This is a genomic window from Petrotoga sp. SL27 (genome assembly GCF_002924605.1).
GTDB lineage: Bacteria > Thermotogota > Thermotogae > Petrotogales > Petrotogaceae > Petrotoga > Petrotoga sibirica.
This window is the reverse complement of sequence record NZ_JAIP01000015.1, coordinates 79885-97812: the sequence shown is the minus strand read 5'-3', so window position 1 is coordinate 97812 and position 17928 is coordinate 79885. Positions and strand designations below refer to the sequence as shown.

13 protein-coding genes are annotated in these 17928 nt (G+C 36.8%); 6 read left to right on the top strand and 7 right to left on the bottom strand.

Annotated features, from left to right (window positions below):
- Positions 1 to 288 precede the first annotated feature (288 nt).
- From AD60_RS06545 to AD60_RS06515, 7 genes are all read right to left on the bottom strand, one after another.
- A complete protein-coding gene (locus AD60_RS06545) occupies positions 289 to 1965 on the bottom strand; it encodes an ABC transporter permease (protein ID WP_103927491.1) in 1677 nt (558 codons plus the stop codon).
- A gap of 17 nt (positions 1966 to 1982) precedes the next feature.
- Entirely contained in the window at positions 1983 to 2957 is a 975-nt protein-coding gene (locus tag AD60_RS06540; RefSeq protein ID WP_103877004.1) for an ABC transporter permease, read from the bottom strand.
- A gap of 76 nt (positions 2958 to 3033) precedes the next feature.
- Positions 3034 to 4794, bottom strand: a complete 1761-nt coding sequence (locus AD60_RS06535; protein ID WP_103927490.1) for an ABC transporter substrate-binding protein — start codon at positions 4792 to 4794, stop codon at positions 3034 to 3036.
- An 18-nt stretch (positions 4795 to 4812) separates the two neighbouring features.
- A complete protein-coding gene (locus AD60_RS06530; RefSeq protein ID WP_103877002.1) occupies positions 4813 to 6021 on the bottom strand; it encodes an ABC transporter ATP-binding protein in 1209 nt (402 codons plus the stop codon).
- Positions 6021 to 7079 (bottom strand): ABC transporter ATP-binding protein, encoded by a 1059-nt coding sequence (locus AD60_RS06525; protein WP_166667772.1) that lies wholly within the window; start codon positions 7077 to 7079, stop codon positions 6021 to 6023. Before AD60_RS06525 ends, AD60_RS06530 begins: the two co-directional genes overlap by 1 nt.
- Before the next feature lie 194 nt (positions 7080 to 7273).
- The gene (locus tag AD60_RS06520) at positions 7274 to 8509 is read right to left on the bottom strand and encodes a replication-associated recombination protein A (protein WP_103877000.1); all 1236 of its coding nucleotides are present in this window, start codon (positions 8507 to 8509) and stop codon (positions 7274 to 7276) included.
- On the bottom strand, positions 8484 to 9425 hold the full coding sequence (locus AD60_RS06515) for an NAD-dependent epimerase/dehydratase family protein (protein WP_103927489.1): 942 nt from the start codon (positions 9423 to 9425) through the stop codon (positions 8484 to 8486). The genes AD60_RS06520 and AD60_RS06515 overlap by 26 nt, the downstream gene beginning before the upstream one ends.
- Positions 9426 to 9951: 526 nt before the next feature.
- Between AD60_RS06515 and hflK the strand changes: the two genes are divergently transcribed.
- The 6 genes from hflK to glgB all read left to right on the top strand — a co-directional run bounded on the left by hflK (position 9952) and on the right by glgB (position 17732).
- Positions 9952 to 10947, top strand: coding sequence for an FtsH protease activity modulator HflK (gene hflK / locus AD60_RS06510; RefSeq protein ID WP_103876998.1), 996 nt, complete (start codon positions 9952 to 9954; stop codon positions 10945 to 10947).
- Positions 10944 to 11804: a protease modulator HflC gene (gene hflC / locus AD60_RS06505; RefSeq protein ID WP_103927488.1), complete on the top strand. Its 861-nt coding sequence runs from the start codon at positions 10944 to 10946 to the stop codon at positions 11802 to 11804. Before hflK ends, hflC begins: the two co-directional genes overlap by 4 nt.
- A complete protein-coding gene (locus AD60_RS06500) occupies positions 11805 to 13520 on the top strand; it encodes a hypothetical protein (RefSeq protein ID WP_103927487.1) in 1716 nt (571 codons plus the stop codon).
- Between the two features lie 131 nt (positions 13521 to 13651).
- Positions 13652 to 14350 (top strand): tRNA1(Val) (adenine(37)-N6)-methyltransferase, encoded by a 699-nt coding sequence (locus AD60_RS06495; protein ID WP_103927486.1) that lies wholly within the window; start codon positions 13652 to 13654, stop codon positions 14348 to 14350.
- 136 nt (positions 14351 to 14486) lie between these two features.
- Positions 14487 to 15479: a DNA-processing protein DprA gene (gene dprA, locus AD60_RS06490; protein WP_158248402.1), complete on the top strand. Its 993-nt coding sequence runs from the start codon at positions 14487 to 14489 to the stop codon at positions 15477 to 15479.
- A 66-nt stretch (positions 15480 to 15545) separates the two neighbouring features.
- Positions 15546 to 17732: a 1,4-alpha-glucan branching protein GlgB gene (gene glgB / locus AD60_RS06485; protein WP_103927484.1), complete on the top strand. Its 2187-nt coding sequence runs from the start codon at positions 15546 to 15548 to the stop codon at positions 17730 to 17732.
- Positions 17733 to 17928 lie beyond the last annotated feature (196 nt).

Here is a 17928-nt window from a genome sequence, read left to right as displayed (position 1 = left end):
ATTGCCAATTATTCTCGAATAATGAAAAAAATTTCATTAATGCTAACTTTTTCAAATTTTTAATTAAATTCTTGGTATTTACTGAGATAGTAACTTAAATCTTGAAGGCGTTATCTTAACTAAAGAAAAATCTCCCCACTTTTTTAAGTTTAAATAGTAATTGTAGCTAATTTGGGAAAGAATAGATTGAAGTTCGAGAGGCTTGAAAAAATAGTGGACTCATGCTGGTGGAGATAATAAAAAACCCCACAAAATACGTGGGGCTTATATTAATTATAGATTATAGAATTACAGACCCAAGGCTCGTGGATCCAGTGCATCCCTTATAGCATCTCCGAACAAATTGAAGGCAAGAACCGTTATAATGATAAATAATCCGGGTAAAAGTACCCACGGGTAACTAGTTAAAACTTGGATATCTTGAGCCTGAGAAAGCATCAAACCCCAAGAGGCTCCAGGTTCTGTTACTCCCACACCCAAGAAACTAAGACTTGCTTCACCTAAAATATATCCTGGAATAGATAAAGTAGCTGAAACAATTACGTAAGTATAGGTGTTTGGTAACAAATGATTCCAAATCACTTTTCTTGGAGGATATCCTAAAGCTATAGCTGCTTGAACAAACTCTGTTTGTTTCAAACCCATAGTCATCCCTCTTATAACCCTTGTCATTCCAGGCCATCCAATAAAGGACAAAATTACAACTATCAAAAGATACCTAATCTCCGGTGAGATACCTGTAGGCAAAACGGCACTTAAAGTTAATATTAGATAAAGGCTAGGAATTGACATCAATATTTCGGTGAACCTCATAGTCACTTCGTCTACCCATCCTCCAAAATATCCAGCTAAACCACCTAAAAAAATACCTATTGTAAATGTTAATAATATTCCAATTAGCCCTATAGAAAGTGAAATCCGTGAAGCAAAGAATATCCTACTGAAAATATCCCTTCCATATTGGTCTGATCCCCATACATACAGTATCCCATCGTTGGAAAAATAATCGGATAGAGAAGGCAATTTTGTTTTTTCAACTCCAAATAAATGTAAATTCGTTGGAAAAAGCCCAAAAATCTTATAATCCCACGAACGAATAAAAAATTCAATAGGGTAATTTTTCAAATTAACTGCGTGCAAATCTGATGGGGTTAATACAACAGGGATAAAATCAAAATAAACATTTATTTCTTCCAAAGTTGCAAAAGTATCTACACTGATAATTTCTTGATTTCTTATTTTAGGAGCATATCTATAATCATTTTTGTAAGTATTAATTGCAATACTTCTGTTATCTTGCCTAACAACAATCATCTCACCGCTTAAAAGTTTTGAAAAATTAACATCATAAAGACCATCTTCCACTGAAACGAGTCCATTTAAGTTTTCTTCTTTGGTGAAATATGATAAGGGAATCAAAATTTGATCGTATCTACGACTGGTTGCTAATTCAATATACTCACCATTTGTGGTTTTCGCCATGATAGTATTTTTAAATGTATAAGTTATATCTGAAACTGTTGCATTGTAGGTTGGATTGTATGTACCCAATTCAAAAGTAATTAAATCGCCCGTTTCAGGATCCCTGGCCCTTATTATATCCAAATGGGTTGCTTCTACATAATCACTTTGGTATGTTATTGGATCTCTTTCACTCATATATAGATAAGTATGGGGTCCAACTCTTTCTCCTGTGAATAAATCTTTTCTATAAATTGTAGAAGGAGGAGCAAACCTATATTGAATATGGTTATTAAATGGATTCATCGGAGAGACAAAATCTGCAAATATAGCCAGTAAATACAAAATGATCAACACCACAAGTGATATCATTCCCAATTTATGCCTTCTTAGTGCCCTCCAAATAAGTGCGGGGGTTGACATGAATTCTCGCTCAAAAAGTTCTTCATCGTTTTGTGTGTTTAGAGGTGTGCCCTTCAAATTATTTTTATCCTTTTTTTTCACTTAAATATCCCTCCAATTTAAGCACTCATTCTTAATCTGACACGAGGATCAGATGCCGCAAGTAAGATATCAGCGATCAAATTACCCGTTATTAAAAGAATACCTTGCAATAACAAATTGGCCATTACCAAATAAATATCTTGCTGGAAAATCGCATCTCTCATCAACGATCCTAAACCTGGCCATGAAAACACATATTCCGTTATCAATGCGCCACCCAATATCGAAGATAAACTGAAACCCAGTGAGGTAATCACAGGATTTATAGCGTTTCTCAACGTATGCTTGTAAATGACAACGTCTGAAGGCATCCCTTTTGCTTTTGCAAACTCAGCATAATCTTGGTTCATCTCATCTAAGATCTGCCCTCTCATAACACGCATAGTTCCAGCAAGAGATGCGGTTCCCAAGGTAATTACAGGACCAGCCACATGCCAGAAAAAATCACCTATCTGTTTGTACCATGGAAAATTAGCAAATTCGCGTGATAGCATCCCACCGATAGGGAATATCCCTGTATTTGCAGACCACATTAACCATAATAGGGCAAAAAAGAAGTTCGGGATTGAAATACCTATGAGTCCAACAGTAGAAAGGGCTTGGTCAGTAAATTTGTATTGGTGAAGGGCAGCAGTTATTCCTAAAGGTATACCGATTCCCCAGGTAAAGATAAACGTTGTCACCCCCAACAAAAGTGTGGCTTCTAATCTTCTTAGCATCACTTGCCAAACATCTATTTTATAAACAAATGAGTATCCCCAATCCCCCTTGAGAATATTCCCTAACCACAAGAAATACTGGGTTACAGGATTTTTATCCAATCCATACAACGTCTCTAATTCTTGAATCTTCTCGCGGCTAATATTGGGATTAATTCTATATGTATCTAAAAAATCGCCCGGTGCCAATTGCATCACAAAAAATGAGATAACCGACACTCCTAACAACACAGGTATAGCAAGAATAAGTCTTCTAACTATATACTTAAGCAAAATCGAAGCCTCCTCACTATGATTTTAAAAAGGCAGAAGGTCTCCCCTCCGCCTTTTTCTACTAGCCTAAAAATTACTATTCTTTCCAAGCGTACTCAATTTTCCACATACCTGGAGAGTAGGAATAACCGTAAGGGTTAATCGTTCCATATTTTTCTACAGGATACAAATGCAAAGTATTTTTATGCATGTTTAAATAATTCTGCGAAATTGTGTAAACAAGAATCTGATTTTCTGCAATCAACATTTGCCATTCGTCCCAAAGTTTTTGGAGCTCGTCTTTATCTAATATTGAACGGGAAACTCTCAAAATCTCATCGATTCTTTGCTCCGCTGGGTGTACCCAATATTCATCTGGATCAACCCAATCCATAACTTCAGGAGACCAATTCCAGAAATGTAATCCACCATCTAACAACCAAACGTTTGTACCCCATCCGGGATCGTCTCCTCCAACTAATCCTATGATAATTGCATCCCAGTTAGCGGAGTATAATTTTTGAACCACGGCGTTGAATTGCAACGGCCTGTAGTTAACTTTGATTCCTAGTTTTGCTAAGGAATCAACTAAAATTACAGCAATTTCGTTTCTCACCACGTTTTCACCGTTGGTGTTCAATTCAAATTCGACGACGTTACCATCCCAATCTACTAACTCACCTTTCTCATTCAAACTAAAACCTGCTTCTCTTAGTAGCCTCTGTGCTGTGACAAGAGAGTGTCTGAATCCCAACTCCTCGATTTTAGGATTGTAGAAAGCAGAAGAATTAGTTCTTGGACCATAGCAAGGTACGGCTAAACCGTTGTACAATGTATCTATGATAGTTTGTTTATCAAAGGCATACGCTATGGCTTTTCTGAAATTATCGTTTCTGAACCATTCCCTATGAACAGGATCTGCTGCGTTGAAATTGAAAGCCACAAAGTTTGACCCTGCGGTCGCTGGTCCTACTATTACATTCCATCCTTTTTTATCAGCTTGGGCTCTCAAAGCTGGAAAGTCCTTAGCAGCAGGACCATGCATATCTGTTTCTCCTGCCTCAAATCTCAATCTTGCAACATTGCTGTCTGTTACTATTTCGAAGACAATTCTATCTAAGTATGGAAGTTGGACACCGTCTTTTGTCTTTTCAAAGTAATAGGGGTTTCTTTCCAGAACTACCCTAACTCCTTCAGTGTACTCTGTAACTTTAAATGGGCCACCAACTACGAGTTGATCAATTTGTTCTACCGTCCAAGTGGATTGGAAAGTTTCTGCATCCGTAACTTTGCCCTCTAAAACGTGTTTTGGCATAATTGCAAATCCGCCAACTGTTTCAAGCCCAAATCTGAATACTGTAGGATATTTGAACATGATTCTATTACCTTCGACAATCAATTCCGGGAGATTACCTTCAGCGTCCATATAAACATCGTTACCATCTGCGGTTAAATCTGGGACTATTATCTTTTCCCATGTAAATACGACATCGTCAACTGTTAGTGGGTGCCCATCGGACCATTTTACCCCTTCTCTCATCTCAAACCAGTAGAGTGTACCTCCATCTTCTGTACGTTCTACTCCCCAATCTTTTGCAAGTGATGGTTGCGTCGGTTGTCCATAAAAATCGCCACTGAGTAACGACACATCACCCTGATTGATGATGATAGAAGAAGACGTCTCTTGTGCCCAATAAGTATTTAGAGTTTTAGGGCCAGAAGTTGTTGCAAGGTACAAGGTTCCGCCTCTCTGACCACCTTCGACATCGGCGATAAGCCACTCGGGGTTGTAAGCTTCTTCCGCAAAAATCGTCAAGGCGCTTAAAACCACTACTACAAGTACCAACAACTTTCTCATGTGAATCCCTCCTTTAAGTTATTTTACCAACTTACCCTCTTTTTCTTGTGATAAACCTCTATCTTTATCCTCTTTGTATAAGAAACAAGCAACATAATGGTTTTCGTTTATTTTATAATACTCGGGGTAATCTGTTTTACATATATCCATAGCATAGGGACATCTTGGGTTGAAGAAACATCCCTTCGGCCTGTTAACCGGACTTGGTACTTGGCCTTTAACCAAAAACTTTTTTCTATCTCTTCGTTTTCTTGGATCTGGAAGAGGGGCGGCATTCAGTAAAGCTTGAGAATACGGATGTAACGTTCTATCAAATATTTCCGAACCTTCTCCAAACTCCACTACTCTTCCAAGGTACATTACACCAACATGGTTCGAAATGAACCTAACAACCCCTAAATCATGGGAAATGAAGAGATATCCAACGTTGAACTCACTCTGTAAAGACTTTAAAAGATTAATTATCTGTGCCTGTACTGAAACATCTAACGCAGAAGTAGGTTCATCAAGGATAATCAACTTTGGGTCTAAAATAATCGCACGTGCGATAGCAACCCTTTGTCTTTGTCCCCCAGAAAATTGATGAGGATATCTGTCGGCATGGTAAGGTTTCAAACCTACTTTTTTCAACATATCAAGAGCAATATTTTTCGCTTGAATTTTATTTTTTGCCATTTGGTGAAACAACAACGGTTCAATCAAGGCTTGCCCTACCGTCATTCTTGGATTCAAGGAAGATGTAGGATCCTGAAACACTATTTGAACATCTCTTCTAAACTCTGCTCTTTTTTTCTCTATATCTTTAAACATATAATCAAAAAATTTTTCTTTTCCATTATCGTAATAATACTGAACATACTTTCTCTCTTCATCTTCAAGGTTTTCGAGAACCCTCTCTCTACTTCCTAACTCTTTTTCTAGTTCATGAGCGTATTCAATGTACTCTTTTTCCAAATACTTTGCTCCGGCTCTTTTACTCATAAAATAATGAGAAGTTTCTTCTCCGTTTAAAAAAATCTTCCCTAAAGTAGGATCTTCCAACCTTAAAATCGTTTTACCAATGGTTGTCTTTCCACACCCCGACTCTCCAACCAAACCATAAGTTTCATTCACATCTAAGTCTAAATTGATTCCATCTACTGCTTTAATATATCCAACCGTTCTTTCCATTAAAAATCCCTGTTTAATTGGGAAATATTTTTTTAGATTACGAACTTTTAAGAGCATCAAATAGCCTCCTTCTTGTCTATTACTTCATCATAATGGAGAGGAGTGGTATCAGATATAGGATTAAAACATCTAATGTAATGATTTTCTTCAATTTCTCTTAACTCTGGCCATTCTTTTCTACACTTTTCAGTGGCATAGGGACATCTCGGCAAAAAAGGACACAATGGTGGAGAATCTAGCATAACAGGAGGTTGCCCTTTTATTGGGTTCAATAGATCTATCTTTATATCGTGTCTTGGTATACAGGAAAGCAGAGCGTGGGTATACGGATGTTTCGGTTTTTCAAAGAGTGTATAAATATCGGTCATTTCCATCTGTGCCCCACCATACATTACAATAACTTTATCAGCTACCTCAGCGATTACGGAAAGGTCGTGCGTTATGTATATCATTCCCATATCATACTCTTGTTGTAAATCTTTCATCAACTCTAAAATTTGTGCTTGAATAGTAACGTCCAAAGCGGTAGTAGGTTCGTCGGCGATTAATATTTCTGGATTACAAGAAAGTCCTATAGCTATTACTACCCTTTGCCTTTGACCACCTGAAAGTTGGAAGGGATAGTCATCGATTCTTTCGGCTGGATTAGCGATCCCTACATCATCTAAGAGTTTTATAGCCCTTTCCCTTGCTTCTTGTATAGATACATTTTGGTGAAAAACAATAGTTTCAATCATCTGATCCGCTATAGTAAACATTGGGTTCAATGAAGACATTGGGTCTTGAAAAACCATCCCTATATGCTTTCCTCTTATTCTTGTAAAATCCTTCTGTTTTAATTTTGCCAGATCAACGAACTCTTCCTTCCCGTCTTTCCTGAATTCATTGGTCTTAAATAAAATCTGGCTTTCTTTGGTAATATACCCGGGACTCTTTATCATCCCCATTACGGATTTCATAGATACGCTTTTACCCGATCCGGTTTCTCCAACTATCCCCAAGGTTTCGTTTTTACTCAAGGTAAAGGAAAGTTGATTAACAGCTTTAATCGTTCCTTCAGCTACGGGAAAATGAGTGCTCATATTTCTAACGTCTAAGATGATATTATCCACCATATCCACCTCATAATATAATTTCTCTTTAATTCTATTCAATATTATAATAAATATTAATCTTAATTGTCAAGCAGAAAAAAACTAATTAACAATAATCTAAGGTGTTTATTGCCAATTATTCCCGAATAATGAAAAAAATTTCATTAATGCTAACTTTTTCAAATTTTTGTGCAAAAAATTTCAAGTCTGATTGTTCAATAATTTTTCTTGTCTTTCCAGAGATCTTTTAATCGTTCTTTTACACGCTTTTCAATACCAACTTCTTTAGGCGTGAAAAATTGAGTATTTTCAAAACCTTCTGGCATGTAACTTTCTCTAACGAACCCCCCATAATCGTGAGGGTACTTGTACCCCTCTCCGAAACCTTGTTTTTTCATTCTTTTGTTCAAAGGGTTTATCAATTTAGGTGGAATTTCGAAATTATTTTGGCTTATAAACTCTTTGGCTTTAGAGTAGGCTAGATATGCTGAATTGGATTTTGGTGATGAACACAGATAAATTGTAGCTTCAGATAATGGAAGATAACATTCGGGGTAACCAACATGTTCAGTAGCTATCATAGCTGATACAGCTATGTTTAAGGCATTAGGATCTGCCAAACCAACATCTTCGGCAGATAAAATGACCATCCTTCTTGCTATGTACATCGGGTCTTCGCCGCTTTCAAGCATATAAGCAAGGTAAAGCAATGCAGCGTCCACATCGCTTCCCCTCATACTTTTTATATATGCAGAAATTAAACTATATTTTGCGTTTTTATCGTAAGTTAGTCGATACCCGGTAAAATCTTTAAGAAATTCTAAATCAATTGAATTGATCCCAGCTTCATTCGCTGTTTCTATTAGATTCATTATCCGACGGATATCATTTCCAGCATATTCTATCAGTGCTTTGCGTGCCTCTTTTGTAATTTTCAAATCTTTGTAATAATCCTCTATTTGTTGGAATAATTTTTCATAATCTTCTGTAGTTAGTTCTTTAGTTTTAAAAACTAATACTCTAGATAATAATGCGGGATTAACGCTAATAGCTGGATTTTCTGTTGTCGCACCTATCAGAGTTAAATCTCCAGTTTCAACGCTTAAAAGTAAGGTATCTTGTTCAGCTTTATTCAATCGATGTATTTCGTCGACAAATAATAATTTGGGTTTTGAAAAAAGATTATTTTTTTGCCCAATTATATCCTTTATTTTTTTCTTTCCTTCTATTGCCCCTGAAATAGAAAAAACATCGTAATAATCTTTTACCTCATTTATTAAAGCCCTTACAATCGTTGACTTACCGCTACCAGGTTCCCCATATATAATGAAAGATCTGACCTTTTTATTCTTTATCCAGGTTTTAAGAATTTCTTTCAACTTTTCGTTACCCAGTATCTCATCAACCTTTTTTGGCCGAATTATCTCATAAAGAGGTTGTGTACCACTCAATAGTGTTCTCCACCCCTTTTTCTAAATCGTATTTAGGCTCCCATCCTAAAATACTTTTCGCCTTCTCATTCGAAAGCAAACTCATCTTCACATCACCATCTCTTTCAGGTTTATAAATCGGGTCATTCTCATATCCCGTTTTCCTTTTCATCACTTCAAAAAGCTCGTTTACAGTTGTTTTTTTGTTAGTCGAAACATTTACCGTCTCCTTTTCCCCTTTATTAATGGATAAAAAGTTGGCTTCAACGACATCAAAAACATGTACAAAATCTCGTACCTGTTCTCCATCACCATAAATAACTATCTCTTTTTTCTCTAACATATTTTGTGTGAAGATTGCTACTACCCCGGCTTCTCCTTTGGGAGTTTGCTTTGGTCCATATACGTTGGCATATCTCAATATAGTGTAATTCAAATCATATTGGCGGGAATAAAACTCGATGTATTTTTCGCAAGCAAGTTTAGAAATAGCATAAGGACTAATAGGGTGTGGACAATAATCTTCTGAAGTGGGAATAGGAGCGTTATCACCGTAAATAGCCCCACCTGTAGAAGAAAATATGAACTTTTTGATCCCGTACTTAAAGGATAATTTCAATAAATTCAAAGTACCCATCACATTGATTTCTGCGTCCCGGTTTGGGTCTTTAACAGAATCGGGAACAGAGATCTGTGCCGCTAAATGGAACACATAGTCGAACTTGTGCGTTTCAAATATTTTCTCCAAAACATTATAATCTCTAATATCCTGTTGATAAAAAAGAGCCATAGGTGACAAGAATTCTACGTTACCTGTGGAAAGATTATCGATAACAACTACAGAATGTCCTTCTTTTATCAATCTGTCAACTAAATTCGAACCGATGAAACCGGCACCTCCGGTAACAAGGATTCGATGTTTGTCCTTATCAACCATATTTTACCTCCAAGCGTTAAGGCGTTCCCCCTTAAGATCCCCGAACGCATTTGCTTCGCAAATGAGAATGAGGATATTACTTCTAAAGCATTATTAAAAAGCTTTTTGCATAAAACGGCAAAAGCTACGTAAACGAGATTTTGGAAAACATTTCTAAAGCATTGCAAACAAACCATTTTGTACAGATCAGCTAAAGGGCTTCGCTCAGTGACTCTCTTAAGTCAAAACCTTAATTAACGCCCCTTCCCCTGCTCCCCACCCATAAGGAAAAGAAAAATGTTTTGCCCTGTGATCCAACTCCTGCAATACTTATTATAACACGATATAACTTTTATTGTATTTTTGAAATAAAAATATTTTATATTAAAAAATCTGCTCACATATGCGACTTTTATGTTATAATTAAATTTAAGCTCTTTTGAGTTTTTCCAAGCGCCAACCTTATGAAGGAGCTGTATGGCGCGGGGGGGCGAAGTGAAGGGGCGCTAACACGCAGTATTCAAAACTTTTTAGAGAGGTGAGTATTTTGGCTGAATATGAGATATTCAATCCAAATGAAGAATTTAAAGATGAAGGCAACAATCATGAAGGTCATAGATGGCGAAATATAATCATTATTGCCGTTATTATAGCGATTGTTGCCTACCTATTAACTGGTATTTATCAGGTAGGGCCTTCTGAAGTGGCATTAGTTAAGACTTTTGGCGAATACAAATCTACCGCAGGACCGGGCCTGCACGTTCGTCTTCCTTACCCTTTTCAATCACATGTTATAGTGGATGTAAGAACAATAAATAAGGTTGAAATAGGTTTTAGAACCACCAGCACGGGAAGAACCCCCACATACAGATCAGTGACGGATGAAGCAGAGATGATTACTGGTGATCAGAACATAATTAGTATTGAAGCAGTTGTTCAGTATAGGGTAAACGACCCTGCGGCTTATGCGTTCAATGTGATTCAGGGGTATGACCTAGTTAAATCTACCTCTGAAAGTGTACTTAGAGAACGTGTCGCTTTATCTAATTTAGAAAACGTCTTAACTACAGAAAGAGATAGAATAGCCATGGAAACCACTGAAAGGGTTCAGTCTATACTAGACAGTTATAACTCTGGTATTCTAATACAAAATGTATATATGCAAGCGGTAACCCCACCAGATCCAGTCGTTCCTGCTTTCGATGATGTGAACAACGCTCGTCAAGACCAACAAACATCAATAAACGAAGCACAGAGGTACAGGAATGACATTATTCCAAGAGCGGAAGGAGAAGCTCAAAGAATCTTGAACGATGCTCAGGCTTACGCCTACGAACAAGTTGCAAAGGCAACAGGAGAAACGGAAAGGTTCAAAGCATTATTGGAAGAATACCAAAACTCTGCGGATATCACAAGAAAAAGATTAATATTAGATTCTGTACAACAAATGATTAAAAATGCAAAGATACAAGTAGTATCTAAAGAAGGAAACACCTTGAACTTTTTGGACTTAAGTGAAATTATCGGTGGTGAGGCACAATGAAAAATACAACGCTCTGGGCAGTAGTTATAATAATAGTTTTCTTTGGAATTCTCTTTGGAACAACAGCTTTCTACATCGTTGATCAAACTCAACAAGCAATAGTAATCAGATTTGGAAATATTTTAAACATAAGAACCGAACCAGGAATTTACGTAAAAACACCTTTTATAGACAATGTAGTAAAACTCGAGAAAAGAATCATGATCTACGATATACCCGTAGAAAGAGTAATAACTTCTGACAGAAGAACTATTTTAGCCGATACATATGCAATTTGGAGAATAGAAGATCCTCAAAAGTTCATTGAAACACTCAGGACTGTAGAAGTTGCGAAGACAAGAATCGACGACATTGTTTACTCACATGCAAGAGATGTTATAGGAAATTACACATTTTCTGAAGTTCTTTCATTTCAAAGGGTGGCTATTTTGGAAGATATAAAAAATCGTAGTGAGGCATCACTACAAGATTTTGGAATAAATGTCGTTGACGTAAGGCTCAAAAGAACCGATCTACCTCAAGAAAACACTGAGGCGGTATACGAAAGAATGAAAAGTGAAAGGTATGCCATGGCTGCTCAATTAAGGGCCGAAGGAGAAAGAGAAGCCCAAAGAATACGAGCCGAAGCAGACAAACAAGCAAGTAGAATCAGGTCAGATGCCCAAAGGGAAGCCGAAATCATAAGAGGAACAGGTGAAGCAAGTGCGATAAACATCTATTCACAAGCTTATTCCTTGGATCAAGATTTCTACGAACTCCAAAAAATAACAGACATTTACAAAGATTCTTTCAGCAACAGCGTCTTAGTTATTCCCAACGATTCACCTTTGCTAAAATTTTTCTATGAGGTGGAATAATTGCTCAAATTAGTTTCTAAGATTGTATTATTTTCCATGTTAATAATATTTTTTTTTGGATGTCAATATGATGCAGATTCTGATGTTAATTTTGAAATCGAAATTCCAAGCAAAATTTCCCCAAATATCCCGTTAACAATAAAAACAAATTTTAACTATGAAGATGTAGAAATAATTATAGACGGAGAAAGTTTGGGTGGGGAGCCGGGCGAAGGGGCGCTATCCAATGGTCTCCACAAAATCAATATCAAATTTTTAGATGGCAAAAACAGAATTATCACTGAGTTCGCCACAAACATAACTTTTGATTCCACTCCGCCAAAACCATCATATCTCAACCATGAACTCTCAGCAGGCAATTTAAATTTAGAGTACAAAGTAGATGAAGAGGATTTCTCCACGGTTTGCCTATACTACAACGACACTAAATTAGCCTCTTCGAATTCGTTTCAAGACAATTTCTCAATAAAGTTGGCTAAAAATTCAGGAATTAAAAATTATGTCCTACAGTTCAAAGATGATGTTGAAAATACATACAATCATACAATAGAAATAAATACAGATGTTGACAAACCTCCGGTTATAAATTCGAATGTTGTAAGTGTAAATCTTTTTTCAGAAATCGATATGAACATTTCTGACGACTGGAATGACAATTTTTTAGTTTTCATAGACGATGGAAATGGAGTTAAATACCCTTCAGATTTATTACTAAGTCAAACAACCGATGCAACCATGATTGTTTTTGACTCCAACAAAAACAAAACCGAAAAATTTGTAGCTTTAAACGTTGACAATCAAATCCCTACATCACCTGAAGTTACAACGCGACTAATTTCTGAAGATTTGGACTATATATCCTGGCGATATGATCCTATCTATCGAAATTACATTGTAGAAAGCTATGTTGAAAAATTTGGATGGAAAAAAGTTTTTGAATTAAAAAACACTTTCATTGAAAACCCAAATTATGATATTATTTTTGTAAGAAAAGTTACCAACAATGGGACATACGGGCTTCCTTCTGATCCTGTAATTACTTTCTCAGAGGCTTTTGTCCCATATGCTTCTGGTACCATAAACAAGGTAGGTAAAAACTTTTTCTTGTCACAAGTTAACACGCCTTTTGTTATATCATCTGATATACTAATACCAAAAGCAAAAACACTTTTAGTTGAATCGGGAAACGAAATCAGATTATATAACGGTGCTACAGTAGTTGTTGAAGGGATAATGTTTTTAATGCCTGGAATTGATAAAACTCATATCTTTGGAGAAGGGGAAATTGTACTCAACGGTGGAACCGTAATCGCTTATGACACTGACTTTGAAAACATTAAATTTACGGGTAAAGGAAAATTATTATTCATTAAAAACTCAACCCTTGATAAATCCAGCTCAATTGACACAAAAAGTACAGAAAGAATTTGCCTTTACGACTCATCCATATCAGACTACGTTAAAATAACAAACTCATCAGGTGTTTACATCGATAATACCTACTTAAAAGAAATATCGTTAAATAACGTTGCAGAATCATTATTCAAAAACTCAACAATAGACCTTTTCAACTCCTCTATAAACAGTAGAACAATAATGGAAACTTCTAAAATAAAATTAATGAACATTGAAACATTCTCATATTTAAACAGTATTAATTGTAAAATAGACAAATTGAATGCGGGAGAATATTCAGTATTTATACAAAGAGAATAAATGGGCGATGCCTTGTTTGCTGAAGTATGCAAACTAAGTTTTTAAATGATTTTGACCTTGAATTTGGGGATTTTAAGGGCCTTGCCCCTTAAAGCCCATGGGTGGGGAGCGGGGTGAAAGGGCGCTAACACATGGACACAACCAACAAAATCAAAGAGATAGACAAACTTTACAGATCGCTAAAACTAAAAACACCCAACAAACATCATCTCCCGACACATGCAAGCGTACTATTATTAGCCACTCATCCGGCCAAAGACAACTCGACCATCGTAGAACTCGGAAGTGGCATAGGGCATGTCAGTCTCGTAATTGGGAAAATGCTAACAAACAGTAAAATCATTGGGATAGAAATACAAAAAGATCTATATGAATTCTCCTTACAAAACAAAGAAATAAACGAAATAAACAACGTAGAATTTCTCAATTTAGAGGTTAATAACGTCAAAAACCATTTTGACACAGAATCTGTAGACTATATAATTTCAAATCCTCCACACTACTTTGATGGATTAAAAAGTCAAATCAGCGATAGAAAAATCGCCAGATCAGCTGAAGACTTAAAAGTATTAGTAGATTTTATCTATGCTTCAAAATTCCTTTTAAAAAACAAAGGTTTAGGCTGTTTTATAATTCATCCTTACATTCTTTCAGACGTATTAATAATCTTAGAAAAGAATAATTTAGAACCTCAACACATATATATCGCCTACGGGAACAAAGAAAAAGACGCCCAACTAGTCTCTCTAACATTTAGAAAAAACGGAGGTAGAAATTTGCTCATTCACCCTCCAATCTTCTTCTCTGAATGGAGCGGGGAGCAGGGCTAAGGGAAAGACCTCCCTTCCCTATGGGGGGGAGCGGGGGAAGGGCGCTAAATAAAGACCATTTTCCTCACGGGTGGGGAGGGGGGGGAAGGGTGCTAAATACACCAAGTCTCATCAAAGAAGGAGGCTTTCACAATTATTGAAAATACTAGACATCATAACCCTCAAAGAAGTATATAAAAAATCCAACAAAGAACTCTTAGAATACACAGAAACAGGCACATCACCTACATTATTCAAAGAAGAGTTTGAAGAAAACAAAAGAAAAATCGTTCAAAGCTTAAACAAAATAAAAGATTTAGGCATAATCACTTATTGGGACGAAGAATATCCAGATTTATTAAAAAACATCAACGACCCTCCAGTAATTCTTTACTATTTGGGTGATCCATCGCTCTTAAAAAGCAAAACGGTCTCGATTGTTGGAACAAGAAAAGCCACAGATTACGGAAAATCTATATGTATTGAAATCGCCAAAACCTTGAGCAGCTACACCATAGTAAGTGGAATGGCCTATGGAATCGACTCAATAGCCCAAAGAAACGCCAAAAAAACAATAGCTGTTCTTGGAAACGGGATAGACATAATATATCCAAAATCCAACGAATCACTCTACAACAAAATAAAAGAAGAAGGGCTAATAATATCAGAATACTTTCCAGGTACCAGGGCTACAAAGTACACTTTCCCATATAGAAACCGTATAATCGCAGCTCTATCTGAAAAAACCATAGTAGTTGAAGCTGCTAAAAAAAGTGGATCATTGATAACCGCAAGATACGCACTCGATTACGGAAGAGAAGTATTAGCCGTACCAGGGGATATAACAAGGCTGAATTCATACGGGACGAATTATTTAATCTACTCTGGCGCCACACCAATAATCTCTTTACAACACCTTAAGGAATTATTTGGAATAACAAACTTAGAAGAAGAAAGTTCCTCTCAAAGTACCGAAGAAATGGCACTAAAAGAAAAAATATTAAAACTAATAAACGAAGGAAAAAATAACTTAGACTCACTATGTGAAAACTTAAAAGAAGATGTTTCTTCTATATTATCCACAATTATGCAGTTGGAAATAGACGGGAAGCTCTCGCAAGAAAATGGCACGTACTTTACAATAAACTAACAAAGACCTACCTTATGGGTGGGGAGCGGGGTGAAAGGTCGCTAATAAAAAAGGAGGCGGCAACACATGCCAATACTAACAGAAAAAGAAATAAATATGCTTGTTAACGCTGAGTGCCACGACCCATTCATCTATTTAGGTCTAAGAGAATTAGACAAAGAAAACTTAGTCATAAGGGTTCTTCAACCTTTTGCAAAAGAAGCATATTTGATTTCTAAAAACACCACTGTCAAACTCGATAAAATCCACGAAGCTGGACTCTTTGAGAAAAAGATTCCAGGCTCTCAAATATTTGAATACGAAATAAAATGCACAGATTACAACAGCCATACTTGGACTTACAAAGACCCCTACTCTTTTTTGCCGGTCATATCTGAATACGACAGATATCTCTTCAACGAAGGAAACCATTACAAAATATACGAAAAACTAGGTGCGCATCCAATGAAAATAAATGGGATCGAAGGGGTTTTATTCTCAACGTGGGCACCAAACGCCAAAAGAGTCAGTGTTGTTGGAAATTTCAACAATTGGGATGGAAGAATTCATCAAATGAGGGTCTTAGGCCAATCTGGAATATGGGAAATCTTCGTTCCCGGTGTTGTTGAAGGAGACTTATACAAATTTGAAATCAAAACCCAAAATGGAGACCTCTTACTAAAAACAGACCCTTACGGGACTTACTTTGAAGTAAGGCCCAAAACAGCAGCCATTGTATACGATATACAAAACAAACACACATGGAACGACTCCAAATGGATGGAAGAAAGAACAACTAAAAATTGGCTAAAAGAACCAATGTCAATCTATGAAGTCCACTTGGGATCTTGGTCAAAAAAAGAAGAAAATCAATTTCTAAATTATAGGGAACTAGCGGAAAAGCTTTCAGCATACCTTAAGGAAAACCATTTTACCCACATAGAACTATTACCCCTAAGCGAACACCCCTTAGACATCTCTTGGGGATACCAGGTAACAGGTTACTATGCTCCAACAAGCAGGTTTGGAAAACCGGAAGACTTCATCTACTTTGTCGACAAAATGCATCAAGAAGGTATAGGCGTCATCGTTGACTGGGTCCCTGGTCATTTTCCAAAAGACGCACATGCTTTGGGAAGATTCGATGGCACAGCCCTTTATGAACACCTTGACAGCAGATTGGGAGAACACAAAGACTGGGGAACCTACATATTCAATTACGGAAGAACCGAAGTTAAAAACTTTCTACTGGCAAACGCTTTATTTTGGTTGGACAAATACCACATCGACGGATTAAGGGTAGACGCCGTAGCTTCAATGTTATACTTAGACTACAGCAGACAAGATGGAGAATGGATTCCCAACAAATACGGTGGACGAGAGAATCTTGAAGCTATTGATTTCATCAAGCACCTTAACACCGTTGCCTATCAATACTTTCCAGGAATTGTAACCATTGCAGAAGAATCGACAGCATTTCCCGGAGTAACCACCCCGGTTCATGCTGGAGGTTTAGGCTTTGCATTCAAATGGAATATGGGCTGGATGAACGACACCTTAAGATATTTTAGTAAAGACCCGATATTTAGAAGATATCACCAAAATGATCTTACTTTCTCTCTAGTATACGCTTTTTCTGAAAACTTTATCTTATCTATCTCACATGACGAAGTTGTACATGGAAAAAGATCTCTTTTAGAAAAAATGCCAGGTGATGACTGGCAAAAATTCGCCAACTTAAGGCTCTTTTACTCCTACATGTTCGCTCATCCTGGGAAAAATTTACTCTTTATGGGAAGTGAAATAGCTCAAAGAAAAGAATGGGATTGCTCTTACAGTTTAGACTGGCACCTATTGCAATACGAACCACATAAAAAGACACAACAATTTTTAAAAGATTTAAATATTCTTTACAAAAATCATCCTGCATTGTTTGAAATTGACTTCAGTTACGAAGGTTTCGAATGGATAGATTTTAACGATTCTGACAACAGTGTAATATCCTTTATAAGAAAATCAGAAAACGAAGAGGAAATCATTGTCTGTGTCTTCAATTTCACACCAGTGCCAAGGGATAACTATAGGATAGGCGTGCCAAAAAAAGGAGTATACCAAGAAATATTGAACACCGACTGGACACAATACTACGGAAGTGGGGTCGACAATCCAAAAGAAGTATACTCCCAAGATATACCCATGCACGGAAGAGAACAATCCATAATACTCACACTACCACCTCTCGGTGGACTATATTTCAAATACACTATAAAATAAACACCTTTTTCTTCACGGGCGGGCAGCGGGGCGAAGCCCTTTCCAACTTCCTTAAATGGGCGGGCAGCGGGCCGAAGGGGCGCAAATAATGACTAAGCGCAACTTACATAAAAACCATAAAAATCATTCTCCAAAAGCAAGAAATTGTTTTTAATGGGTCAAAGGGCGAAGCCCTTTTGCTGATTTGTGCAAAAAA

What these genes read in the sequence shown, in the direction of transcription:
- hflC (WP_103927488.1), top strand. Translation starts at nt 10,944, where the DNA reads ATGAAAAATACAACGCTCTGGGCAGTAGTTATAATAATAGTTTTCTTT.
- AD60_RS06495 (WP_103927486.1), top strand. Translation starts at nt 13,652, where the DNA reads ATGGACACAACCAACAAAATCAAAGAGATAGACAAACTTTACAGATCG.
- AD60_RS06515 (WP_103927489.1), bottom strand. Translation starts at nt 9,425, where the DNA reads ATGGTTGATAAGGACAAACATCGAATCCTTGTTACCGGAGGTGCCGGT.
- glgB (WP_103927484.1), top strand. Translation starts at nt 15,546, where the DNA reads ATGCCAATACTAACAGAAAAAGAAATAAATATGCTTGTTAACGCTGAG.
- AD60_RS06525 (WP_166667772.1), bottom strand. Translation starts at nt 7,079, where the DNA reads ATGGTGGATAATATCATCTTAGACGTTAGAAATATGAGCACTCATTTT.
- AD60_RS06530 (WP_103877002.1), bottom strand. Translation starts at nt 6,021, where the DNA reads ATGCTCTTAAAAGTTCGTAATCTAAAAAAATATTTCCCAATTAAACAG.
- AD60_RS06535 (WP_103927490.1), bottom strand. Translation starts at nt 4,794, where the DNA reads ATGAGAAAGTTGTTGGTACTTGTAGTAGTGGTTTTAAGCGCCTTGACG.